The 22,806-nt window shown below is 68.4% G+C and carries 24 protein-coding genes; 18 read left to right on the top strand and 6 right to left on the bottom strand.

What is annotated here, in order from left to right:
• Window positions 1-2 precede the first annotated feature (2 nt).
• Window positions 3-641: a hypoxanthine phosphoribosyltransferase gene (gene hpt / locus BST28_RS06065; protein WP_205634576.1), complete on the top strand. Its 639-nt coding sequence runs from the start codon at window positions 3-5 to the stop codon at window positions 639-641.
• Between the two features lie 276 nt (window positions 642-917).
• Here the strand turns inward: hpt and BST28_RS06070 are convergent, their stop codons facing one another.
• The 3 genes from BST28_RS06070 to BST28_RS06080 form a co-directional block, all read right to left on the bottom strand.
• A complete protein-coding gene (locus BST28_RS06070; RefSeq protein WP_029249268.1) occupies window positions 918-1,334 on the bottom strand; it encodes a type II toxin-antitoxin system VapC family toxin in 417 nt (138 codons plus the stop codon).
• Entirely contained in the window at window positions 1,331-1,558 is a 228-nt protein-coding gene (locus BST28_RS06075; RefSeq protein WP_234787402.1) for a ribbon-helix-helix domain-containing protein, read from the bottom strand. The genes BST28_RS06070 and BST28_RS06075 overlap by 4 nt, the downstream gene beginning before the upstream one ends.
• A gap of 65 nt (window positions 1,559-1,623) precedes the next feature.
• A complete protein-coding gene (locus BST28_RS06080; protein WP_065287561.1) occupies window positions 1,624-2,358 on the bottom strand; it encodes an SIMPL domain-containing protein in 735 nt (244 codons plus the stop codon).
• Window positions 2,359-2,461: 103 nt separating this feature from the next.
• On the opposite strand from BST28_RS06080, the gene BST28_RS06085 reads away from it, so the two are divergent.
• The 3 genes from BST28_RS06085 to BST28_RS06095 all read left to right on the top strand — a co-directional run bounded on the left by BST28_RS06085 (window position 2,462) and on the right by BST28_RS06095 (window position 4,592).
• The gene (locus BST28_RS06085; RefSeq protein WP_083080323.1) at window positions 2,462-3,133 is read left to right on the top strand and encodes a PAS and ANTAR domain-containing protein; all 672 of its coding nucleotides are present in this window, start codon (window positions 2,462-2,464) and stop codon (window positions 3,131-3,133) included.
• An 85-nt stretch (window positions 3,134-3,218) separates the two neighbouring features.
• Window positions 3,219-3,581: an STAS domain-containing protein gene (locus BST28_RS06090; protein ID WP_065287563.1), complete on the top strand. Its 363-nt coding sequence runs from the start codon at window positions 3,219-3,221 to the stop codon at window positions 3,579-3,581.
• A 156-nt stretch (window positions 3,582-3,737) separates the two neighbouring features.
• Window positions 3,738-4,592 carry an SCO6745 family protein gene (locus tag BST28_RS06095; RefSeq protein WP_065287564.1) on the top strand — a complete coding sequence of 285 codons (855 nt, stop codon included), beginning with the start codon at window positions 3,738-3,740 and terminating at the stop codon, window positions 4,590-4,592.
• Here BST28_RS06095 and BST28_RS06100 read toward each other — a convergent pair.
• Genes BST28_RS06100 through BST28_RS06110 form a run of 3 tightly spaced genes read right to left on the bottom strand, consistent with a single transcriptional unit; the run spans window position 4,582 to window position 7,774 of the window.
• A complete protein-coding gene (locus BST28_RS06100; RefSeq protein ID WP_065287565.1) occupies window positions 4,582-5,598 on the bottom strand; it encodes a zinc-binding dehydrogenase in 1,017 nt (338 codons plus the stop codon). The genes BST28_RS06095 and BST28_RS06100 overlap by 11 nt on opposite strands.
• Entirely contained in the window at window positions 5,598-6,803 is a 1,206-nt protein-coding gene (locus tag BST28_RS06105; protein WP_065287566.1) for an LLM class flavin-dependent oxidoreductase, read from the bottom strand. The genes BST28_RS06100 and BST28_RS06105 overlap by 1 nt, the downstream gene beginning before the upstream one ends.
• Window positions 6,800-7,774 carry an alpha/beta fold hydrolase gene (locus tag BST28_RS06110; RefSeq protein WP_109510853.1) on the bottom strand — a complete coding sequence of 325 codons (975 nt, stop codon included), beginning with the start codon at window positions 7,772-7,774 and terminating at the stop codon, window positions 6,800-6,802. Before BST28_RS06110 ends, BST28_RS06105 begins: the two co-directional genes overlap by 4 nt.
• A gap of 127 nt (window positions 7,775-7,901) precedes the next feature.
• On the opposite strand from BST28_RS06110, the gene ftsH reads away from it, so the two are divergent.
• From ftsH to clpC1, 14 genes are all read left to right on the top strand, one after another.
• The gene (ftsH, locus tag BST28_RS06115; protein WP_065287568.1) at window positions 7,902-10,268 is read left to right on the top strand and encodes an ATP-dependent zinc metalloprotease FtsH; all 2,367 of its coding nucleotides are present in this window, start codon (window positions 7,902-7,904) and stop codon (window positions 10,266-10,268) included.
• Between the two features lie 16 nt (window positions 10,269-10,284).
• Window positions 10,285-10,863, top strand: coding sequence for a GTP cyclohydrolase I FolE (gene folE, locus BST28_RS06120; RefSeq protein ID WP_019738336.1), 579 nt, complete (start codon window positions 10,285-10,287; stop codon window positions 10,861-10,863).
• On the top strand, window positions 10,860-11,696 hold the full coding sequence (gene folP, locus BST28_RS06125; RefSeq protein ID WP_065287569.1) for a dihydropteroate synthase: 837 nt from the start codon (window positions 10,860-10,862) through the stop codon (window positions 11,694-11,696). Before folE ends, folP begins: the two co-directional genes overlap by 4 nt.
• Window positions 11,689-12,078, top strand: coding sequence for a dihydroneopterin aldolase (folB, locus tag BST28_RS06130; RefSeq protein ID WP_019738334.1), 390 nt, complete (start codon window positions 11,689-11,691; stop codon window positions 12,076-12,078). Before folP ends, folB begins: the two co-directional genes overlap by 8 nt.
• 49 nt (window positions 12,079-12,127) lie before the next feature.
• Window positions 12,128-12,676, top strand: coding sequence for a 2-amino-4-hydroxy-6-hydroxymethyldihydropteridine diphosphokinase (gene folK / locus BST28_RS06135; protein ID WP_065287570.1), 549 nt, complete (start codon window positions 12,128-12,130; stop codon window positions 12,674-12,676).
• A complete protein-coding gene (locus BST28_RS06140; RefSeq protein WP_065287571.1) occupies window positions 12,676-13,161 on the top strand; it encodes a DUF3180 domain-containing protein in 486 nt (161 codons plus the stop codon). Before folK ends, BST28_RS06140 begins: the two co-directional genes overlap by 1 nt.
• Before the next feature lie 144 nt (window positions 13,162-13,305).
• Entirely contained in the window at window positions 13,306-14,760 is a 1,455-nt protein-coding gene (locus BST28_RS06145; RefSeq protein ID WP_065287572.1) for a DUF6779 domain-containing protein, read from the top strand.
• Window positions 14,761-14,883: 123 nt separating this feature from the next.
• Window positions 14,884-15,786, top strand: coding sequence for a Rossmann-like and DUF2520 domain-containing protein (locus tag BST28_RS06150; protein ID WP_065287573.1), 903 nt, complete (start codon window positions 14,884-14,886; stop codon window positions 15,784-15,786).
• Window positions 15,783-16,736, top strand: a complete 954-nt coding sequence (panC, locus tag BST28_RS06155) for a pantoate--beta-alanine ligase (RefSeq protein WP_083080325.1) — start codon at window positions 15,783-15,785, stop codon at window positions 16,734-16,736. Before BST28_RS06150 ends, panC begins: the two co-directional genes overlap by 4 nt.
• On the top strand, window positions 16,736-17,152 hold the full coding sequence (gene panD / locus BST28_RS06160) for an aspartate 1-decarboxylase (RefSeq protein WP_019738037.1): 417 nt from the start codon (window positions 16,736-16,738) through the stop codon (window positions 17,150-17,152). The genes panC and panD overlap by 1 nt, the downstream gene beginning before the upstream one ends.
• A gap of 2 nt (window positions 17,153-17,154) precedes the next feature.
• Complete coding sequence (locus BST28_RS06165) at window positions 17,155-17,967, top strand: type III pantothenate kinase (protein WP_019738038.1); 813 nt, start codon at window positions 17,155-17,157, stop codon at window positions 17,965-17,967.
• 30 nt (window positions 17,968-17,997) lie between these two features.
• Window positions 17,998-19,524 carry a lysine--tRNA ligase gene (lysS, locus tag BST28_RS06170; RefSeq protein WP_065287575.1) on the top strand — a complete coding sequence of 509 codons (1,527 nt, stop codon included), beginning with the start codon at window positions 17,998-18,000 and terminating at the stop codon, window positions 19,522-19,524.
• A gap of 116 nt (window positions 19,525-19,640) precedes the next feature.
• Window positions 19,641-19,976 carry a histone-like nucleoid-structuring protein Lsr2 gene (gene lsr2 / locus BST28_RS06175; protein ID WP_019738040.1) on the top strand — a complete coding sequence of 112 codons (336 nt, stop codon included), beginning with the start codon at window positions 19,641-19,643 and terminating at the stop codon, window positions 19,974-19,976.
• Between the two features lie 250 nt (window positions 19,977-20,226).
• Complete coding sequence (clpC1, locus tag BST28_RS06180; protein WP_019738041.1) at window positions 20,227-22,746, top strand: ATP-dependent protease ATP-binding subunit ClpC; 2,520 nt, start codon at window positions 20,227-20,229, stop codon at window positions 22,744-22,746.
• Window positions 22,747-22,806 lie beyond the last annotated feature (60 nt).

A 22,806-nucleotide genomic window follows, 5' to 3' on the forward strand; every position in this document is an offset into this window, starting at 1 on the left:
CGCTGCAGTTGGTTGTCGAACATCACCCGTGGCACGCTGTGCTGGTGGCTGCGTTTTCGCCGGGGGAGACACCCGAGTCATACGCCGGTGACATCAAATCGGTCCTGCTGACCGAGGAGCAGATCCGGGCCCGCACGGCCGAACTCGGCGCGCAGATCGCCGCCGACTACGCCGAGGGCCGCGATCGCGCCGAGAGCGGCGACCTGGTGCTGATCACCGTGCTCAAGGGCGCGGTGCTGTTCGTCACCGACCTGGCCCGGGCGATCCCGCTGCCTACCCAATTCGAGTTCATGGCGGTCAGCTCCTACGGTTCGTCCACCTCGTCGTCGGGCGTGGTGCGCATCCTCAAGGACCTCGACCGCGACATCAGCGACCGCGACGTGCTGATCGTCGAGGACGTGGTCGACTCCGGCCTGACCCTATCGTGGCTGCTGCGCAACCTGGCCGCCCGGCGGCCCCGGTCGCTGCGGGTCTGCACGCTGCTGCGCAAACCCGACGCGGCGCGCGCCAGCGTCGACATCGCCTACGTCGGTTTCGACATCCCGAACGACTTCGTGGTCGGCTACGGCCTGGACTACATCGAGCGCTACCGCGACCTGCCTTATATCGGCACCTTGGACCCGCGGATCTACCAGAGCTGAACGTTCCGGGCCCCGGATTACGTCTACCCGGTTACCCGGGCCCGGACCTCTAGCGGCAGCAAAGCGATGGGACAGGAAGCGCATATGAAGCGAGCTAGCTTCAGCCCGGTTGCCGGATGAAGGAGTCTGCTGCATGTGGCATACGACATCGCGAGGCTAGCACTGCTTGAGATGCCGTCGACCGCTCGTTGGACCACGCTGAAGCGCCCGCCTATCAGTCGATTGGACGCAACAGCAGTGTTACCTCCTGCGTCGAAAACGCCGGTGTCTGAGGCGTCACGGGAGGAGGGTGAAGGCCTCGATGTGGCACGGACGGACGATGCTGAAGTGACGACGGTCGACGGTCGCGACCTCATGGATGCCTAACCGTTCAGCCACGGTTACCACGGAGGCGTCTACGGTCCCCAGAGGGAGGTCTTGGTACCGCGCAACAAGTTCCGCGATCCGCAGCCAATCTCCTGCTGCGACCGACTCGACCGCGAAAGCACCATCGGCCAAGTCGCCGAGGAACCGCACCTCGCTTTCGACGCCCAGCCGGGTACCCAGTAGGTAAACCACCTCGGTGATGACGAGCGTCGGGACGATCAACGGGCCCGGATGGGTCTGCAGAAGCTCCAGCGACGACGCATGGTGCGCGTCGTCGGCGTCGACGTAGGCGTACAGGGGGCCCGCATCGACGACAATGGCCCCTATCGTCGGACCTCGGCGGCGAGAATCTCTTCGATACGTTCGGAGATATCGCTTCGGCCGCTACGGCCGGCGGCCGCTGCGTTCAGGCGCCGGCGGCCACTGGTTTCGCCGAGGTATGCCTCGAGTGCTTCACGGCTGACCTCTGAGATGCTCAAGTTCCGTCGACGAGCCTCGTGTCGCAGCCGGGCATCCAACGCGTCGGGGATCTTGACGGTTGTCCGCTTCATGTATGCCAGCATACCGCGGTTTGCCATTCCGGCGCCGAAGCGCGGCAGCCCGGAACACGCAGCGCTCAGTCCAGCTCCCACACTGCGGTCACCGAGAAGCTCACCGTCTGCTGGCCGGGCTCCACGGGGGGAGCGGCCATCGCACGCGGCATCGGCATGCCGACCGGCGACGGCGGCGGCGTGCCATCGGCCACCTCGGAGATCGAGAGCACCCGGCCGAGGCGCAGACCGGACAGTTGCGCGTACTGCTCGGCGCGGTCCTTGGCGTCCTTGAAGGCCCGCTCGCGGGCATCGCGCACCAGCTGCGAATCGTCCTCGATGGTGTAGCTCACCCCGTTGATCCGGGTGGCGTCCCCGCCGGCCCGCACGATCACGGCCAGCACCTGGGAGGCGGAATCCCGCTCCACCTTGACCCTTATCGTGTTGCCGGCCCGGTACCCGGTGATGGTGGCCGACCCACCCTGATCAGCGCTGCCGTACTGCGGCTGCAGGCTGACCTGGGTGGTGCTGATGTCCTTGCGGTCCACGCCGGCGTCCACCAGCGCGTCGATCACCGCCTGCTGGCGCTCGCTGGTCTGGTTCATCGCGTTGGTGACATCGCCGGCGACGAACTCGATCCCCGCCTCGGTGGTCAAGGTGTCCGGAACGCCCTGCACCTCACCGGATCCGATGACGGTCACCTGGCGGGGCTGCTCGGCGCCGCCGGTGCTGGGCGCAACGTCGCATCCGGCCACCGCGAAGCCGGCCAGGGCCAGCGTCGTCGACCAGCGGAGTACCTTCCGGGCGCGGTGTGTCGGCATGAGTGGCACCCTAGCGGAGTCGCGCGACGGTGCTGGCGATCGTGGCCATCGATTCTGTCCATGGACCCGCCGGGGGTGCCCCGGCTGGCGGATACTTCGATACATGACGGACAAGCTCGACGACGGTGCGCTCGCCGGTCCCCGGCCGTATCTGACCGTTGGTTCCTTTCGTTTCTGGTTCGTCGGCCAGCGCTGGGAATGGTCGGATGAGGTCGCCGAAATGCACGGCTACCGGCCCGGCGAGATCACTCCCACCACCGAGCTGGTGCTGACTCACAAGCATCCCGATGACCGGCGCGACGTTCAAGATCTGCTCGACCGTGCGTTGCATTCGGCGGAGTCGTTTTCCAGCCGGCATCGCTTCATCGACGTCGCAGGTCGGGAGCACGACGCGATCGTCGTCGCCGACCGGATGTATGACGAGCGGGGCGCGGTCGCCGGGACGGAGGGCTATTACATCGACCTGACCGACACGGTCGACGAGACCCGCCAGGAGATCCTCGACGAAGTCCTACCCGGGCTGCTCGAAGGCCGGGCCGCGATCGAGCAGGCGAAAGGGGCGCTGATGTATGTCTATCGGATCAGCGCCGGGCAGGCGTTCCGGATCTTGCAGTGGCGATCCCAGCAAACCAACACCAAGTTGCGGACACTGGCCACTCGGTTGATCGAGGAGATGCACGCGCTGCCGCCGGCACCGGCGGCCGCCCGAAGCCAGTTCGACAACCTGCTGCTGACCGTTCACCAGCGCGCCGGCGCAGACGGTGCCGGGAGTTGAGCTGACCACCGCGTGGGCGACTATTCTGGTTCGCGTTAGTCGGCTGTCTCGATGTTGACACGTTGGACAAGTGGAGGCGTGCGGGATGCGGTTGGTCGTTTCGCGGGAGAGTGTCGAAGGCGCGGTGATGCTGCGGATCGTGGGTGAGATCGACTCCAGCAACGTCGGGGAGTTCGCCGAGCAGTTGGCGGCCGTGATGTCCCAGAACGGCGACCGTGGGTCGGGGCCGTTTGTCATCGATCTGCAGGGCGTGACCTTTTTCGGCAGCGCAGGGCTCAACGCCGTGCTCGCCTGCCACGAGAAGGGCACGGCCAATGGAGCATCAGTGCGGCTGGTCGCCACTCAACCGGAGGTTCTCAATCCCATCCAGGTCACCAAACTGGACAGCGTCCTGGAGATCTATCCGAGCGTGAGCGAGGCGATCATCGGCAACTCCGCCAAGACGTGACGCCCTCGGCGAGCCGGCGCAACACCGGCCGTGGAGCCGCCTGACCCGTACCGGTAGTCTCGCTGATGATGTCGCCACGGTGTGCACCGCGCAGGGAAGCCGAGTGGCTCTGCGATGTGATCACGTCGTGAGATCCCGTCAACAGGAAGTCACGGCATGACCATCGCGCCCGCCAGAGCACTGTCCAACGCCATCGAAGCCTTCGCCGGGCAGGTGTACTTCGCACCGGAATGTCACCGTGGTTACGCGGCACTGGGTTTCCGGCCCAGCCCCGCAACCTCCAGGGGCGTCGAGATGCCGGACGGGCCGGCCTACTTCTGCAGTCGCGGCTCGGCGCTCGGACAGGCCTCTGGGGAGGTGATCGCCGCGGCCTTCGCCGTGTTCAACCCGGCAGTGGTGGTGCCCGCGGTCGACTACGGCTGGAGCCTCACCGATGCGGCGACGATCCGCGCGGCCCGCGCCGAAGGCTCGGTCGCCCAACTGCGTCGCGTGCTCGGCGACGCGCCCGAGGGGCTGGACCGCGCGGTGCAGCTGCTGCGCCGCGCCGCCGACGGGCTCTCGCTGGCCGGCAAGCCGCTGTTCTCCGGGCTGGTGGCCGACGGGCTGGCGGGGGACCCGCTCACCGACGCCTGGCGGCTGGCCGATCAACTGCGCGAGTTCCGTGGCGACGCGCACGTGAACGCCTGGGCCGCAGCCGGATTCGACGGTGTCGAGATCGGTCTGATCACCGAGCTCTATCGCGGCTTGGCGCCGCGCTCCTACGTGCGGTCGCGGGCGTGGAGCGATGCGGACCTGACTGCCGGCGAGGAGCGGCTGGCCGAGCGTGGCCTGGCGCGTGACGGTGTACTCAGCGATGCCGGACGCGCGGCCCGCGAGTCGGTCGAGACGGCGACTGACGCAGCGTGTGCCCCGATCGTCACCCGCCTCGGCGACAACCTCGGTGAGCTGGTCGAGGTGGTGGGCGGATGGTCGAAGCGGCTGGTTGACGCCGGTGCCTTCCCTAAGGCGTGACCAGGATCTTGCAGTGTCGGTCGGGGTCGGCCAGCTCGTCGAAAGCCCTGCCCACGCCGTCGAGTCCGACTTCGCCGGTGATCAGCGGGGCCACGTCGATCCGGCCCTCGGCGATGGCCCGCAGTGACGCGGCGAACTCCGCGGGCTCATAGGCCAGCACGAACTGCACGCTGATCTCTTTGGCGACACCGAAGAACGGGTGCACGGTGTCGGGCTGCATGCACACCCCCGCGACGACCAGCCGGCTGCGCACCGGTGCGCGCCGCAGCACGTCGTCGATGATGCCCGGCACGCCGACCGCCTCGAAGATCACTTTCGGGGTGACACTGTCGAACGGTGAACCCTGCGCCGGGTCGAAGGTGCGATGCGCCCCCATCGCCGTTGCAAGCTCTCGCCGGATTGGCGAATAATCTGCGGCCACAATGTCTTCCACGCCGGCGGTGCGCAAGGCCGCGACGATCGCCATCCCGATCGGTCCGCAGCCCAACACCAGCGCCGTCTCTTCCGGCGTGATACCGGATTTGTTGACCGCATGCAGTCCCACGGCCATCGGCTCGGTCAAGGCAGCGTGGCGGGGATCCAGCCCGTTGGGGATCGGCATCAGCAGCGGAGCCGACAGCAGCATCTTCTCTGCGTAGCCTCCCACCGTGGTGTTGGAATAGACGATCGGTTCAATACCTTTGTTGGCCAACAAGACCGGGATGGAGGTGACCGGCGTTCCGGGGGCGAAGGTGTCGGTTCCCGGACCGGCGTCGAGCACCGTCGCGCTGAACTCGTGCCCCATGAAGATATCGGCGCCCAGATCGACGGACGCCCGCGCGGAGGGGCTGCCCGACATAGCCTGCGTCGCCGCCAGCACCTGCTCGCCTTGCGAGGCGAAATGCAAGTCGGATCCGCATATTCCGCAGGCGGTCACCGCAACGAGCACTTGGCCCGGACCGGGAGTGGGTTCCGGAACATCGTCGCGGTAGACCATTCGCCCGTCGCGCAGCACCGCCGCGCGCATCAGGGTGAACTATTCGTTTCGGGGGACGCCGACTCGGTCACGTGCTCGACGACGGCGTTCTTGATCGCTTCGCCGGCTCGGCCGAACAGCGTGTCGCGCATGCCGCGGGCCCATTCGTGTGATGCCTTGGGCGCGGTGAGTTGGCCCTTGAAGTGTGGAATCACCTTGCGGGCCAACAGCTCGTAGCTGTGATACGTAGCTTCCGGGGAGGCCCAGTCGTGGCCGAGGACCAGCAGGGTGCCGAAACCGCCGGAGCGATCCAGCAGACCGGTGATGTGTTCGATCGCGTCGTCGGGGGTTCCGATGCAGCAGCTGCCCGCCGCGGCGTAGGCCTCGACGAACTCGGTCGGCGTCTGTGGCGATCCTTCGACTTCGCTTGCCAGCGGTACGAACCCGGCCGCGCCGAAGTAGTTCGCGAAGTCCTGTAATCCGTAGGTGCAGTCGGCTACCGCCTGCTCGCGGGTGTCGGCGACGTGCATGATGCTCAGCACCCGCCAGTCGGCCCGGTCCGGTTCCTCGCGGCCGGCCTTGGCGGCCTGGTCGCGCACCACCTCCCAGGCGCTCTCGAGTGCGGCGAAGCCGCCCGGAATCGACATCGACAGCGACAGCAGCGAGGTGCCCAGCGCGCCGGCCAGCCGCGGGCCCGAGGGGGAGACCATGGCCGCGCACGAGATCTCCGGGTACGGCCAGGTGTAGGGCCGGATGTGCAGCGCGGCGTCGCGCAATGTGAACCAGTCCGAGTGCCGGGTGATCAATTCGCCGGGCTCGGCACGGAACAATGCCAGGATCGCCTCCAGAGACTCCTGCATCATCCGGCGCTGCTCGACGGGGTCGATACCCATCATGTGGGCGTCGGTGGGCAGGGCGCCCGGACCGGCGCCGAACATCACCCGGCCGCGGGTCAGGTGGTCCAGCAGCACCCAGCGGTCGGCCACCATCAGCGGGTGGTGGTAGGGCAGCGAGACCACCCCGGTGCCGAGCCGGATGTGTTTGGTGCGTTCGGCGGCCGCCGCGATGAACACCTCGGGGCAGGCGATCAACTCGTAGCCGCCCGAGTGGTGCTCGCCGAACCAGGCCTCGTCGAACCCCAGCCGGTCCAGGGCGACCACGCGCTCCAAGTCGTATTCCAGTGCCACCGTGGGCGACTGCCCCAGCGCGTGGAACGGGGTGATGAAGACCCCGAAGCGCAGCGGCGCGGCCGTCATGACACCCGCCCGGACGGCACGGCCGCCAAGAACTCCAGCAGCGCCGCATTGACCTCGTCGGGCCGTTCCTGCTGCAGCCAGTGGCCGGCTCCGTCGATCAACACCTCGCGGTAGGGGCCGCTCACCAATTCATTGGCCCGGTCGCGCCGGGTAAAAGTCAGCACCGGGTCGGCGGTTCCGGCGATGAACAATGCGGGGACGTCAATTGTGGCCGACGGCGGGTTCGCCATGATCTCCCAGTTTCGGTCGAGGTTGCGGTACCAGTTCAGCCCGCCGGTGAAACCGGTGCGGGTGAATTCGGCGATGTAGTGGTCGAGTTCGTCGGCGCTGATCCAGTCCGGCCGCGCGGCCGGTTCGGCCAGTCGATCGATGAAACCCATCGGGCCGGGGGCGGTCATCAGCAGCGCCGAGTCGCGGTCGGCCGGACTGAGGCTGCCCATCATCCGGCGCATGGTTCGCGCCGGGTCGGCATCCAATTCGGCGTCGGCGACGCCGGGTTGCTGGAAATAGAGCATGTAGAAGAAGTTCTCGCCGAAGATCTTGCTGAACGCCTCGGTCGGCGGCACCTGGGCGCGTGGCACCGGTGGAACGCTGAGCCCTACCACACCGGAGACCCGTTCGGGGTGCAGCTGCGCGGCGCTCCACACCACCGGGCCGCCCCAATCGTGACCGACCCAGACCGCGCGGTCGGCCCCGACGTCGTCGAGCAGCCCGACCAGATCGCCGGTCAATGCGGCGATGTCGTAGTCGATCAGCTCATCCGGGCGCGTCGAACCGCCGTAGCCGCGCTGGTCGGGGGCCAATACGTGAAAACCCGCGTCGGCGAGCGCCGGGATCTGATGTCGCCAGGAATAGGCCAGTTCGGGGAAACCGTGTGCCAGTAACACCACCGGTGCGCCGCGCTCCCCCGCTTCGGTGACCCGCAGGGTCACGCCGTTGGTGTCGATGAAACGTTCGATCGGGTTGGCCACGGTCTCACCAAAGCACACCCGGGCGGGAGTGGAGAAGGGATTGCCCGGTCTAAGCACCCGGACGGTAGCCTGAACATGCCCAGCCGCATGTACTGGAAGGATTTGGGCCGAGTTCGGCCGATGCCTGATGAATCGCAAAAACGTGATCCGAACCATCACCGCGATCGCAGTGGTGCTGCTGCTCGGTTGGTCGTTCTTTTATTTCAGTGACGACACCCGCGGATACAAGCCGGTCGACACCTCGGTCGCGGTCGCCCAGATCCACAGCGGCAACGTCAAAAGCGCCCAGATCGACGACCGGGAACAACAGCTGCGGCTGGTCCTGAAGAACCCGCTCACCAGCGTCGAAATCTCCGACAAGGGCGACCACTCCGTCAAGCCCGGCCGCGCCGACAAGACCGAGAAGGTCGACAAGCTGATCGCCAAGTACCCGACCGGGTACGCGGTGCCGCTTTATAACGCGCTGACCAACAAGAAGGCGGAGATCAACACCGTCGTCAACCAGGGCAGCGTGCTGGGCTCGTTGCTGATCTACCTGCTGCCGATGCTGTTGCTGATCGGGCTGTTCGTGATGTTCTCCCGGATGCAGGGCGGCGCCCGGATGGGCTTCGGATTCGGCAAGTCACGGGCCAAGCAGCTGGGCAAGGACATGCCCAAGACCACCTTCGCCGACGTCGCCGGCGTCGACGAGGCGGTCGAGGAGCTCTACGAGATCAAAGACTTCCTGCAGAACCCCGGCCGCTACCAGGCGTTGGGCGCCAAGATCCCCAAGGGCGTACTGCTCTACGGCCCGCCGGGCACCGGCAAGACGCTGCTGGCCCGAGCGGTGGCCGGTGAGGCGGGCGTGCCGTTCTTCACCATCTCCGGCTCGGACTTCGTGGAGATGTTCGTCGGCGTGGGTGCCTCCCGGGTGCGTGACCTGTTCGAGCAGGCCAAGCAGAACAGCCCGTGCATCGTGTTCGTCGACGAGATCGATGCGGTCGGACGGCAGCGCGGCGCCGGTCTGGGCGGTGGGCACGACGAGCGGGAACAGACCCTCAACCAGCTGCTGGTGGAGATGGACGGCTTCGGTGAGCGCGCCGGCGTCATCTTGATCGCGGCCACCAACCGGCCCGACATCCTCGACCCGGCCCTGCTGCGGCCCGGCCGGTTCGACCGCCAGATCCCGGTGTCCAACCCCGACATCGCGGGCCGGCGCGCGGTGCTGCGGGTGCATTCGGCGGGCAAACCGATCGCTCCCGACGCCGATCTGGACGGCCTGGCCAAGCGCACCGTCGGCATGTCCGGTGCCGACCTGGCCAACGTGATCAACGAGGCGGCGCTGCTGACGGCGCGGGAGAACGGCACCGTCATCACCGGGGCGGCGCTGGAGGAGGCGGTGGACCGGGTGATCGGCGGGCCGCGCCGCAAGAGCCGGATCATCAGCGAGCACGAGAAGAAGATCACCGCCTACCACGAGGGCGGGCACACCCTGGCTGCCTGGGCGATGCCCGACATCGACCCGGTCTACAAGGTCACCATCCTGGCCCGTGGCCGCACCGGTGGCCACGCGGTGGCGGTGCCTGAAGAGGACAAGGGGCTGCGCACCCGCTCGGAGATGATCGCCCAGCTGGTGTTCGCCATGGGTGGGCGTGCCGCCGAGGAGTTGGTGTTCCACGAGCCGACCACCGGCGCGGTCTCCGACATCGAAAAGGCCACCCAGGTGGCCCGCGCTATGGTCACCGAATACGGGATGAGCGCCAAACTCGGCGCGGTGCGCTACGGCAGCGAACACGGCGATCCGTTCCTGGGCCGCACCATGGGCACCCAGCCCGACTACTCCCACGAGGTGGCGCGCGACATCGACGACGAGGTGCGCAAGCTCATCGAGGCGGCCCACACCGAGGCCTGGGAGATTCTCACCGAGTACCGCGATGTGCTCGACATCCTGGCCGGTGAGCTGCTGGAGAAGGAGACCCTGCATCGCGCCGATCTGGAGAAGATCTTCGCCGACGTCGCCAAGCGGCCGCGGCTGACCATCTTCGACGACTTCGGCGGCCGGGTCCCGTCCGACAAGCCGCCGATCAAGACCCCGGGCGAGTTGGCGATCGAACGCGGGGAGCCCTGGCCGCAACCGATGCCGGAGCCGGCGTTCAAGGCCGCCATCGCCCAAGCCTCGCGGGAGGCGGCTGCGGCCGCCGGTCGCGCGTCCAACGGCAGCAACGGCGCGCCCGCCGGCGACGAGGCCGTGCCGGCGGGCACTCAGCCCGACTACGGCGCCCCGGCGGGCTGGCATGCACCCGGCTGGCCACCCCCGGCGAATCAGCCGCAGCAGGCCGGCTACTGGTACCCGCCGCAGCAGTGGCCGCAACAGGGTTACCCGCCCGCCCAGCCCTATCAGCCCTATCAGCCGTATCCCGCGGCGCCACCGCCACCGCCGGCACCGCCCGGCGAGGGCGACGGTCAGCAGCGTGGTGCCGAGAAGAACCGGTCCGAACCGCCGTCCGGCGACTGAGAAAGTGAGATCGTCGATGGCTTCGACAGTCTTCGATCAGGCGCGCGCCGAGGCCGCGGTGCGTGAACTGCTGTACGCGGTGGGCGAAGATCCCGACCGCCCGGGTCTGCTCGACACGCCGGCGCGGGTGGCTCGGGCCTACCAGGAGATGTTCGCCGGGCTCTACACCGACCCGGACACGGTGCTGGAGACCACCTTCGACGAGCAGCATGACGAGCTGGTGCTGGTCAAGGAGATCCCGCTGTACTCGACCTGCGAGCACCACCTGGTCTCCTTCCACGGCGTCGCGCATATCGGCTACATTCCCGGCGCCGACGGCCGGATCACCGGCCTGTCCAAGCTGGCGCGGGTGGTCGATCTCTACGCCAAGCGTCCGCAGGTGCAGGAGCGGTTGACCGGTCAGGTCGCCGACGCCCTGATGCGCAAACTCGACCCGCGCGGGGTCATCGTGGTGGTCGAGGCCGAGCACCTGTGCATGGCGATGCGCGGCGTGCGCAAGCCCGGCGCGATCACCACGACGTCGGCGGTGCGTGGGCAGTTCAAGTCCGACAGCGCGTCGCGCGCCGAGGCCCTGGAACTCATCCGGCGGAAGTGAGCCCGACCCGCGCCCAGGTCGTCGGGGTGGTCAACGTCACCGCCGACTCGTTCTCCGATGGCGGCCGCTATCTGAACGTCGATCGCGCCGTCGAACATGGCTTGGCGCTGGTGGCCCAGGGTGCGGCGATCATCGACGTCGGTGGGGAATCGACCCGGCCCGGCGCGGTGCGCGCCGACCCGAACGCGGAGGCGCAGCGGGTGATCCCGGTGGTGAAAGAACTTGTTTCCCAAGGTATTACGGTCAGCATCGATACGATGAACGCTGCGGTGGCGGGGGCCGCGCTGGACTGCGGTGCCGGGATCGTCAATGACGTGTCCGGTGGGGGCGCGGATCCGGCGATGGCGCCGTTGCTGGCCTCCTCGGGTGCCCGGTGGGTGCTGATGCACTGGCGCCCGGTCGATCCGGCGCAACCGCATCGCGTACCGGACTACCGCGACGTCGTCGCCGAGGTCCGCAAGGATCTACTGGCATCCGTCGACGCCGCGGTCGCCGCCGGTGTGGACCCGGGGAAGCTGATCGTCGATCCGGGGCTGGGCTTCGCCAAAACGGCGCAACACAATTGGGCTCTGCTCAAAGGATTGCCGCAGCTGGTCGGAATCGGCATGCCGGTTCTCGTCGGGGCGTCGCGCAAGCGGTTTCTCGGTACCCTGCTGTCCGGGGCGGATGGCCAGCCGCGGCCGCCTGATGAGCGCGAGACGGCGACCGCGGTGGTGTCGGCGCTGGCCGGCCTGCACGGGGTTTGGGGCGTGCGGGTGCACGACGTACGGGGCTCGGTCGACGCGCTTAGGGTCGTCGAAGCCTGGACCCGAGGAGGCACAAGCGATGACTGACCGGATCGAATTGCGCGGCCTGAAGGTTCGCGGAAACCACGGGGTGTTCGCCCATGAGCGGGCCGACGGTCAGGATTTCATCGTCGACATCACGCTGTGGATGGACCTGTCCGCCGCGGCCGCCAGCGATGCCCTTGCCGACACCTACGACTACGGGGTGTTGGCGCAGCGCGCCGCGGACATCGTCACGGGTCCGGCCCGGGATCTCATCGAGACCGTGGCCGCCGAGATCGCCGAGGAGGTCATGGCCGATGCGCGGGTGCAGGCGGTCGAGGTGACGTTGCACAAGCCGCACGCCCCGATCCCACTGACCTTCGCCGACGTCGCCGTGGTGGCGCGGCGCTCCCGGCGCGACCGGCGCGGGACGGTGGTGCCGGCGTGACGCGCGTTGTCGAGGATGCGGAGCACCAGCGACGGGGGAGAGCGGCGCCATGACCGAAGCGGTTCTTTCCATCGGGTCCAACCTGGGTGATCGGCTGGCCCGCTTGCAGTCGGCGGTCGACGGGTTCGGCGCGGCGGTGCGCGAGGTGTCCGGGGTGTACGAGACCGAGCCGTGGGGCGTGGTCGACCAGGGGCGTTTCCTCAACGCGGTGCTGATCGTGGAGGACCCGGCGACAGACGAGCACGGGTGGCTGCGCCGGGCTCACGAGCTCGAACAGGCAGCCGACCGGGTGCGGGGCGAACGGTGGGGACCGCGAACCCTCGACGTCGACGTGATCAGCTGCCGAGACATCGCCGACGGCGAATCGGTGGAGCTGCTGTCCCGGGACAAGGGGCTGACCCTGCCGCATCCACTGGCCCACCTGCGGGCGTTCGTGCTGGTCCCGTGGCTGGAGGTTGAACCGGCGGCGCAGCTGACGGTTTCCGGCCGGCACTGTGCGGTGGCCGATCTGCTGGACGAACTGGACCCCGCCGACCGCAGCGAACTGCGGCGGACCGACCTGGTGCTGCAGCGGCGCGACGGGGCCGGGGACGGCTGATGGGCCCGACCCGTAAGCGAGACGTCACCGTAGCGGCGGCGGTGGCCGCGGTGCTGAGCTTTCTGGCGGTGCAGCTGCTGTATCGGTGGTTCCCGCCGATCACCGTGTGGACCGGGATATCGCTGCTGGTGGTGGCCATCGCCGAAGCGGCGTGGGGCCACTATGTCCGCGCCAAGATCGATGACGGCCAGATCGGCGTCGCATCCGGCTGGCTGCACCCGTTGGCGGTGGCCCGCACCGTCGTGGTCGCCAAGGCCTCGGCCTGGGTGGGCGCGCTGGTCCTGGGCTTCTGGTTGGGTGTACTGGGCTACCTGCTGCCGCACCGGTCCACCCTGCACGTCGCCGCCGAGGACACCGGCGGCGCCGTGGTCGCCGCGGCCAGCGCGCTGGCTCTGCTCGTCGCCGCGTTGTGGTTGCAGAACTGCTGCAAGTCCCCGCAGGATCCCGGACAGTCCGGGCAGCTCCCCGGAAATCAACCGGGGTGAGAATCGCCGGAGCGGGGCGACACGCGGAGTGACCTGGTACAGGTACAGTCGGGCCATGCGGGCCAGCAATGATGCGGCTGCGGTGTGGGCACCCCCGGCCGCGCAGCGGCGAGGGGGCCAAAGCGACGAGGTGGAGCGGCGCAGATGAATTCGGTCCTGTCCCGCGCCCCAGGTCGGCGTGGTGCTCGCAGGCCCGGCTGGACGTTGATGACGGCGTTGCTGATCCTTGCGATCGCGGCGAGTTCGGCGCTGGTGTTCACCAGCCGGGTGGAGCTGTTGAAGCTCGCGGTGATCGTGGCGCTGTGGGCCGCGGTTGCGGCGGCGTTCGTGTCGGTGATCTACCGGCGGCAGAGCGACGTGGATCAGGCCCGCGCCCGCGACCTGAAGCTGGTGTACGACCTGCAACTGGATCGGGAGATCTCGGCGCGGCGCGAGTACGAGCTGACGGTGGAGTCGCAGCTGCGCCGGGAGTTGGCATCGGAGCTGCGAGCCCAGGCCGCCGATGAGGTCGCCGCGTTGCGCGCCGAGTTGGCCGCGCTGCGGACCAACCTGGAGATCCTCTTCGACGCCGACCTGAGTCAGCGGCCGGCGTTGGAGCCCGAGCGCACCACGGTCCGCGCCTACAGCGACTGGGCCCGTTCGGGCGGCGAATCCGGCACTGCCCGGGTCACGCCGGTGACCGCGACGTTCTACCCCGAGGACTCGGTCGGCCAGACCGCCGAGAACCCGATCATCGACGTTCCGGAGGTGCGGATTCCCACCGGCGGAATCCCCATGCCGCAGGCACCACAAGCACCCCAGGCACCGCCGGCATCTCAGCCACCGCAGGCGCCGCAGCCTACTCAACCACCCCCGGCGCCCCAGACCACTCAAGCGCCGCAGCCACCCCAGGCGCCTAAGGCGCCGGTCGAGCCGGCCCACCGGGGATCGCATCGTCGGGCCGCCGACGAAGCCCCGCACCGGGCCACCGACGAAGCCCCGCAACCCGGAGGCCGTTGGGCCCAGCCGCCGCAGCCGTTCGTCGCGCCGGAATCCCGCCGCGAGCCCGAACCTCCCCCGCCACCGGCGCCGCAGCAACCCTGGGTGGCGCCACCGCCTCCGCCGGCTTGGAAACCGGTTGGCGCCGAGGGGGAATGGCGGCCGCCGGGCGCCCCCGGCAGCCACTGGGCCGCGGATGCCCCCGCGGACGCCGGCCGGCACGGCGCCGAGTCCAAGCATTCCGGTGACCACGCGGCAGCCGCACCCGAGCGCAGTGCCGAGGCGCCGCCCCGGCGCGGCCGCCATGCCGGACCGGGTTCGGAGGCCGAGGGTCCGGTGAACGGCGCCGATGCGGCCCGCCAGGACGGGGAGGGGCGCCGGCGGGCCCGCTCCCGGCACGCGGCGGACTCACCCGACGACCAGGCGCAGCAGACCCAGCCGGCGCAGCCGGCCCAGCCGGAACCCGCCGGCGCCTCCGCGGGCACGGCACGGCATTCCGCCGGTGCCGAGCCGGGAACCGAGGCCGACCCGAGCACCGGCGGCCAGTCGGTGGCCGAGCTGCTGGCCCGGCTGCAGCCCACGCACACCGTGGGCCGCCGGCGTCGCCGCCGCGAGGATTGAGCCGCGCCTGCGACGAACGTCACTCGCCGGGCTGGCGCCGAGCGGGATAGACTCTCCCGCGACCGTCCGGTACCCGCAGCGCGGGACTGGAACGAACCAAGAGAACTTGTGAGGTCGTCTGCGATGGTGCAGTTCGACGGACTGCGGCCCGCTCGGCTCAAGGTAGGTGTCATTTCGGCGGGCCGGGTCGGCACCGCGTTGGGCGTCGCCTTGGAGCGCGCCGAGCACGTCGTGGTGGCGTGTAGCGCCATCTCCGAAGCCTCGCGGCAGCGTGCGCAGCGGCGACTGCCCGACACCCTCGTGCGTCCGGCCCACGATGTCGCCGGCGATGCGGAACTGCTGCTGCTGTCGGTTCCCGACACCGAACTGGCCGGCATCGTCTCCGGCCTGGCAGCCACCGGTGCGGTGCGCGCCGGAACCATCGTCGTGCACACCTCCGGTGCCACCGGGATCGGTGTGCTGGCGCCGCTGACCGAGCAGGGCTGTCTGCCGTTGGCGATCCACCCCGCCATGACCTTCACCGGCGGGGACGAGGACATCGACCGGCTGGCGGACAGCTGCTTCGGCATCACCGCCGCCGACGAGATCGGCTACGCCATCGCCGAGGCGCTGACGTTGGAGATCGGTGCCGAGCCCTTCCGGGTCGACGAAACCGCCCGCACGCTCTACCACGCCGCGCTCTGCCACGGCGGCAACCACGTGGTCACCGTGATCGACGACGCGCTGGCAGCGTTGCGGGCCGCGCTGCCGGGCCGCCTCGGCTCCAGCAAAGTGCCCGACCCCGACGGCATCGCCGAACGGGTGCTGGGGCCGCTGGTGCGGGCCGCGCTGGCCAACACCCTGCGCGACGGCCGGGCCGCGTTGACCGGGCCGGTGGCCCGCGGCGACTCGGCCACCCTGGCCCGGCACCTGCAAGCGCTGGCCGGCGTGGACACCGATCTGGCCGAGGCCTATCGCACCAACGCGCTGCGCACGGCGCACCGCGCCGATGCCGCCGACGACGTGCTGACGGTGCTGGCCCGGTGAGGCCCGACGCTTCCGGGGGCGCCTCGCCCACCTTCACCGCCGGTGCGCTCAACTGCTACGCCCGGCCGGATGAGGTCGCCCGCGTCACCCGCGCGCTGCGCTCGACCGGTCGTCGGGTGATGCTGGTCCCGACGATGGGCGCCCTGCACGACGGGCACCTGGCGCTGGTGCGAGCCGCCCGTAAGGCGCCCGGTTCGGTGGTGGTGGTCTCGATCTTCGTCAACCCGCTGCAGTTCGGTGCCGGCGAGGACCTCGACGCTTATCCGCGCACCCTCGACCAGGACCTGACCCTGTTGCGCGCCGAAGGTGTCGAGCTGGCCTTCACACCGACCGCCGCAGCGATGTATCCCGACGGTCCGCGCACCGCCGTGCACCCGGGTCCGCTGGGATCCGAGCTCGAAGGCGCCGCCCGCCCGACGCACTTCGCCGGGATGCTCACCGTGGTGGGCAAACTGCTGTCGATCGTGCGACCCGACCGGGTCTTCTTCGGCGAGAAGGACTATCAGCAGCTGGTGCTGGTGCGACAGATGGTCGCCGACCTCAACCTCGACGTGACCGTGGTGGGCGTGCCCACGGTGCGCGAAGCCGACGGCCTGGCGATGTCGTCCCGCAACCGCTACCTCGATGCGGTGCAGCGCGAGGCGGCGGCGGCATTGTCGGCGGCGCTGGCCGCCGGTGAGCACGCCGCGTCGGCCGGGGCCGCCGCGGCGCTCGCAGCGGCCGGCGCGGCACTGGACGCCGTGCCGGCGGTCGACGTCGACTACGTGCAGGTGCGCGGGGTCGACCTCGGTCCGGCACCTACCGAAGGTCCGGCGCGGCTGCTGATCGCTGCCCGCGTCGGAACGACCCGATTGATCGACAACGCCGCCATAACACTCGGACTTTCCACCACCGCCGCCGCGGCGTCGGTCGGTTCGGATGGATATCCCGCAGAAAACCGGAGGAATTGATGTTTCGCACGATGCTCAAGTCGAAGATTCACCGTGCCACCGTCACCCACGCCGACCTGCACTACGTCGGGTCGGTGACCATCGACGCCGATCTGATGGAGGCCGCCGACCTGCTCGAGGGTGAGCAGGTCACGATCGTCGACATCGACAACGGCGCTCGGCTGGTCACCTACGCCATCACCGGCGAACGGGGCACCGGGGTCATCGGAATCAACGGCGCCGCAGCACATCTGGTGCATCCCGGGGACCTGGTGATTCTGATCGCCTACGGCACGATGGAAGACGCCGAGGCCCGTCGCTACCGGCCCCGGATCGTGTTCGTCGACTCCGACAACAAGCAGGTGGACCTCGGCGACGACCCGGCCTTCGTGCCGGATGACGTAGCGGACCTGCTCTCGCCCAGAAGCGTGGGATAGCCGTGCTACTGGCGATCGACGTCCGTAACACCCACACCGTGATCGGCCTGATCGCCGGTTCGGGTGAGAACGGGAACGTCGTGCAGCAGTGGCGGATTCGCACCGAAGCAGAGATCACCGCCGACGAGCTGGCCTTGACGCTGGACGGTCTGATCGGCGACGACGGGGAACAGCTCACCGGCGCTGCCGCGCTGTCCACCGTGCCGTCGGTGCTGCACGAAGTGCGAGTGATGCTCGATCAGTACTGGCCCTCGGTGGCCTCGGTGCTGATCGAACCGGGAGTGCGCACCGGGATCCCCCTGCTGGTCGACAACCCCAAAGAAGTCGGCGCCGACCGTATCGTCAACTGCCTGGCGGCTTTCCACAAGTTCAACACGGCGGCGATCGTCGTCGACTTCGGTTCGTCGATCTGCGTCGACGTGGTCTCCGCCAAGGGCGAGTTCCTGGGCGGCGCCATCGCGCCCGGTCTGCAGATCTCCTCGGATGCCGCCGCGGCCCGCTCGGCCGGGCTGCGGCGCGTAGAGCTCACCCGCCCGCGCTCGGTGATCGGCAAGAACACCGTCGAATGCATGCAGTCCGGTGCGGTGTTCGGTTTCGCCGGCCTGGTCGACGGGCTGGTGCGCCGGATTCGCGACGATACGCCCGGTTTCGCCGACAACGTGACCGTGGTGGCCACCGGGCACACCGCCCCGCTGTTGCTCAACGACCTGGAAACCGTCGACCACTACGACGCCAACCTCACCCTGGACGGACTGCGGTTGGTTTTCGAACGCAACCGCGACAGTCAACGGGGCAGGTTGCGGCCGGCGCGCTGAGTTCCTACGGGTTGATTAAGCTGGCACGTCGTGAGCTCCGCCGATACCCCAGAACAGTCGCAGCCTGACGATCCCGACCTCCCCGAGCAGTTCCGGATCCGCCGCGACAAGCGGGCGCGGCTGCTGGCGCAGGGCCGCGACCCGTACCCGGTCGCGGTGGACCGCACCCACACACTCGCCGAGATCCGGGCCGCCTACCCCGACCTTGCCGCCGACACCGAGACCGGCGACGTCGTCGGCGTGGCCGGCCGGGTGGTTTTCGCCCGCAACTCCGGCAAACTGTGCTTCGCCACCTTGCAGGAGGGTGACGGCACCCAGCTGCAGGTGATGATCAGCCTGGCCAGCGTCGGCGAGCAGGACCTGGAGGCGTGGAAGGCCGATGTCGATCTCGGCGACATCGTCTTCGTGCACGGCGAGGTGATCAGCTCGCGTCGCGGCGAACTATCGGTGCTCGCCGACTCCTGGCAGATGGCGTCCAAGTCGTTGCGTCCACTGCCCGTCGCGCACAAGGAGATGAGCGAGGAGTCCCGGGTTCGGCAACGCTACGTCGACCTGATCGTTCGCCCGGAGGCGCGCACCGTGGCCCGTCAGCGGATCGCGGTCATCCGCGCGGTGCGCTGCGCGCTGGAGCGCCGCGGATTCCTCGAAGTCGAAACGCCGATGTTGCAGACATTGGCCGGTGGGGCGGCCGCCCGGCCGTTCGTCACCCATTCGAACGCGCTCGATGCGGACCTTTACCTGCGAATCGCTCCCGAACTGTTCCTGAAACGGTGTGTTGTCGGCGGGTTCGACCGCGTCTTCGAACTCAATCGGGTGTTCCGCAACGAAGGTGCCGATTCAACCCATTCGCCGGAGTTCTCGATGCTGGAGACCTATCAGGCCTATGGCACCTACGACGACTCGGCCGTGGCCACCCGGGAGATTATTCAAGAGATCGCCGACGAGGTGATCGGGACGCGTCAACTGCCGTTGCCCGACGGCAGCATCTACGACATTGACGGTGAATGGGCGACGGTGGAAATGTATCCGTCTCTGTCGGAAGCGATCGGCGAGGAGATCACTCCGGCGACATCGGTCGACAGGTTATGGGCCATCGCCGACGACCGGGGAGTCGCAATTCCCCGAGACCGCGGCTATGGGCACGGCAAGCTGGTCGAAGAGTTGTGGGAACACGCGGTCGGCAATGCCCTGAGCGCACCCACGTTCGTCCGCGATTTCCCGGTGGAGACGACGCCGCTGACCCGCCAACATCGCAGTATCGAGGGGGTTACCGAGAAGTGGGACCTCTACATGCGCGGTGTCGAGTTGGCCACCGGGTACTCCGAGCTCATCGACCCGGTGGTGCAGCGCGAACGCTTTGCGGCGCAAGCGCGTGCCGCGGCCGCCGGCGACGACGAGGCGATGGCGCTCGACGAGGACTTCCTGGCGGCGATGGAGCACGCGATGCCGCCCTGCACCGGCACCGGAATGGGCATCGACCGCCTGCTGATGGTTCTGACAGGTCTGTCAATTAGGGACACGGTTTTGTTTCCGATTGTTCGGCGTCACGGCAACTGAACGACGCCGGTGCCTGTTGTGTTGAAGCAGGCGATTTTTTATGGCACATTGGTCCGCGAGGTCGAATACGACTTTGCGCAGAGTTTGCGCGCGGGAAAGCTAACGAGGGGCTACCAATGGCGAAAAAAGTGACCGTCACCTTGATCGATGATTTCGATGGTGAGGGTGCCGCCGACGAAACAGTCGAATTCGGACTGGACGGGGTGACCTACGAGATCGACCTTTCAAGCAAGAATGCCGCGAAACTGCGCGCTGAGTTGAAGAAGTGGGCCGATGCGGGCCGGCGGGTCGGTGGGCGCCGGCGAGGGCGCTCCGGTGGCGGCCGCCGGGGGGCGATCGACCGTGAACAGAGTGCCGCGATCCGCGAATGGGCTCGCCGCAACGGCCACAATGTGTCGACCCGCGGCCGTATCCCGGCCGACATCATCGACGCCTTTCACGCCGCCACCTAATCCGACGGGACTCCCCATTTCGCTTCTGGCGAATCAGGTGACGCTTCGGAACGCAATCCGGGGTGAGCGCGTTGCTCTCTTGCATCAGGTGCCGGGCCTTTCGAGGCCTGTCACCGCAAGCATTCGATTCGGTACGCATTGCCCGGCAGGTCACAGCGCGCCCGGCCGCCCATTACAGTGGACGGCAGGTACGCGAGGCCGAGCCGAGGCCGACCAAGTGCCGATGGTGAGGGAGAGCAGGTAGCCGCCGATGTTCGAAAGATTTACCGACCGGGCCCGCAGGGTTGTCGTCCTCGCGCAGGAAGAGGCGCGGATGCTCAACCACAACTACATCGGGACCGAGCACATCCTGCTCGGTCTGATCCACGAGGGTGAAGGCGTGGCCGCCAAGTCGCTGGAGTCGCTGGGCATCTCCCTGGAAGGGGTGCGCAGCCAGGTCGAAGAGATCATCGGCCAGGGCCAGCAGGCGCCGTCCGGGCACATCCCCTTCACCCCCCGCGCCAAAAAGGTGCTCGAGCTGAGCCTGCGTGAGGCGCTGCAGCTCGGCCACAACTACATCGGCACCGAGCACATTCTGCTCGGCCTGATCCGTGAGGGTGAGGGCGTCGCCGCCCAGGTGCTGGTGAAGCTGGGCGCGGACCTGACCCGGGTCCGCCAGCAGGTGATCCAGCTGCTGAGTGGCTACCAGGGCAAGGAGACCGCGGAGGCCGGCACCGGCGGACGCGGTGGTGAGTCCGGCTCGCCGTCCACCTCGCTGGTGCTCGACCAGTTCGGTCGCAACCTGACCGCCGCGGCGATGGAGGGCAAGCTCGACCCGGTGATCGGCCGGGAGAAGGAAATCGAGCGGGTCATGCAGGTGCTGAGCCGGCGCACCAAGAACAACCCGGTGCTGATCGGTGAGCCCGGCGTCGGCAAGACCGCCGTCGTGGAGGGGCTGGCGCAGGCGATCGTGGCCGGCGAGGTCCCCGAGACGCTGAAGGACAAGCAGCTCTACACCCTGGACCTGGGTTCGCTGGTGGCCGGCAGCCGTTACCGCGGTGACTTCGAGGAGCGCCTGAAGAAGGTTCTCAAGGAGATCAACACTCGCGGCGACATCATCTTGTTTATCGACGAGCTGCACACGCTCGTCGGTGCCGGCGCGGCCGAGGGTGCCATCGACGCGGCCTCGATCCTCAAGCCGAAGCTGGCCCGCGGTGAACTCCAGACCATCGGCGCCACGACTCTCGACGAGTACCGCAAGTACATCGAGAAGGACGCCGCCCTGGAGCGCCGGTTCCAGCCGGTGCAGGTCGGTGAGCCCACCGTCGAGCACACCATCGAGATCCTCAAGGGTCTGCGGGACCGCTACGAGGCCCACCACCGGGTCTCGATCAGCGACTCGGCGATCGTGGCGGCAGCCACCCTGGCCGACCGCTACATCAATGACCGGTTCTTGCCGGACAAGGCGATCGACTTGATCGACGAGGCCGGTGCCCGGATGCGGATCCGCCGGATGACCGCACCGCCGGACCTGCGCGAGTTCGACGAGAAGATCGCCGACGCCCGCCGCGAGAAGGAGTCCGCGATCGACGCGCAGGACTTCGAGAAGGCCGCCAGCCTGCGCGACCGGGAGAAGCAACTCGTCGCGCAGCGTGCCGAGCGTGAAAAGCAGTGGCGCTCTGGTGATCTGGACGTGGTCGCGGAAGTCGACGACGAGCAGATCGCCGAGGTGCTGGGCAACTGGACCGGTATTCCGGTGTTCAAGCTGACCGAGGCCGAGACCACCCGCCTGCTGCGGATGGAAGACGAGCTGCACAAGCGGATCATCGGGCAGAAGGACGCGGTCGCCGCGGTCTCCAAGGCCATCCGTCGCACCCGCGCCGGACTGAAGGACCCCAAGCGGCCCTCGGGCTCGTTCATCTTCGCCGGCCCGTCCGGTGTCGGTAAGACCGAGCTGTCTAAGGCGCTGGCGGAGTTCCTCTTCGGTGATGACGACGCGCTCATCCAGATCGACATGGGCGAGTTCCACGACCGGTTCACCGCGTCGCGGCTGTTCGGTGCCCCTCCGGGCTACGTCGGCTACGAAGAGGGCGGCCAGCTGACCGAGAAGGTGCGGCGCAAGCCGTTCTCGGTGGTGCTGTTCGACGAGATCGAGAAGGCTCACCAGGAGATCTACAACTCGCTGTTGCAGGTGCTGGAGGACGGCCGCCTCACCGACGGTCAGGGCCGCACGGTGGACTTCAAGAACTGCGTGCTGATCTTCACCTCCAACCTGGGTACCTCCGACATCTCCAAGGCGGTCGGGCTGGGCTTCACCCAGGGCGGTGGGGAGAACAACTACGAGCGGATGAAGCTCAAGGTCAATGACGAGCTCAAGAAGCACTTCCGTCCGGAGTTCCTCAACCGCATCGATGACATCATCGTCTTCCACCAGCTCAGCAAGGAAGAGATCATCCAGATGGTCGATCTGATGATCGGGCGGGTGGCCCAGCAGCTTCGGGCCAAGGACATGGACATCGTGCTGACCGACAAGGCGAAGTCGCTGCTGGCCAAGCGTGGTTTCGACCCGGTGCTGGGGGCGCGTCCGTTGCGGCGGACCATCCAGCGCGAGATCGAGGACCAGCTCTCCGAGAAGATCCTGTTCGAGGAGCTCCGCCCAGGCCAGCTGGTCACCGTCGACGTCGAGAACTGGGACGGCGAGGGCGCACACGAGAATGCGGTGTTCACCTTCGCCGGCAGTCAGAAGCCGGCGGAGGCCGACCTCGCTCAGGCGGGTGCGCCGGCCGAGTAGCCACGCTTCATCGAGCCTGTAGTTGGCGCGGGAAAGTCCGAGAGGGCAGCGCGCTAACTA

The organism is Mycolicibacter kumamotonensis, from assembly GCF_002086285.1.
Classification (GTDB): domain Bacteria; phylum Actinomycetota; class Actinomycetes; order Mycobacteriales; family Mycobacteriaceae; genus Mycobacterium; species Mycobacterium kumamotonense.